Source organism: Streptomyces hygroscopicus subsp. hygroscopicus (assembly GCF_030269125.1).
Classification (GTDB): Bacteria; Actinomycetota; Actinomycetes; order Streptomycetales; family Streptomycetaceae; genus Streptomyces; species Streptomyces hygroscopicus_C.
This window is the reverse complement of record NZ_BSSM01000061.1, coordinates 1-530: the sequence shown is the minus strand read 5'-3', so window position 1 is coordinate 530 and position 530 is coordinate 1. Positions and strand designations below refer to the sequence as shown.

Annotated in this window: 1 protein-coding gene; it reads right to left on the bottom strand. The window is 72.6% G+C overall.

Annotated elements, in window-relative coordinates:
• A partial coding sequence (locus QSK45_RS38090) for a UTP--glucose-1-phosphate uridylyltransferase (RefSeq protein ID WP_285563536.1) occupies positions 1–530 on the bottom strand: 530 nt, incomplete at both ends.

Here is a 530-nt window from a genome sequence, read left to right as displayed (position 1 = left end):
CGGCCCTGGAAGACGACGCCGTGCACCGGGCCGCCGAGCTTCTCGTCGTCGGCGAGCTGCTGGAGCGCGTCGGTCAGCTGGATCTCCCCGCCGCGGCCCGGCTCGGTCTTGCGGAGTATGTCGAAGATCTCCGGGGCGAGGACGTAGCGGCCGATGACCGCGTAGTTCGACGGGGCGTCCGCGGGGTCGGGCTTCTCGACCAGGCCGGTCACCCTGACGACGTCGCCCTCGGGGGTGGCGTCCACGGCGGCGCAGCCGTAGAGGTGGACCTGCTCGGGCGCGACCTCCATGAGGGCGATCACGCTGCCGCCGTGCCGCTCCTGGACCTCGATCATGCGCTGGAGCAGGGGGTCGCGGGGGTCGATCAGGTCGTCGCCGAGGAGGACGGCGAAGGGCTCGTGGCCGACGTGCGGGGCGGCGCACAGCACGGCGTGGCCGAGGCCCTTGGGGTCGCCCTGGCGGACGTAGTGCATGGTCGCCAGGTCGCTCGACTCCTGCACCTTGGCGAGCCGTTCGGCGTCGCCCTTCTT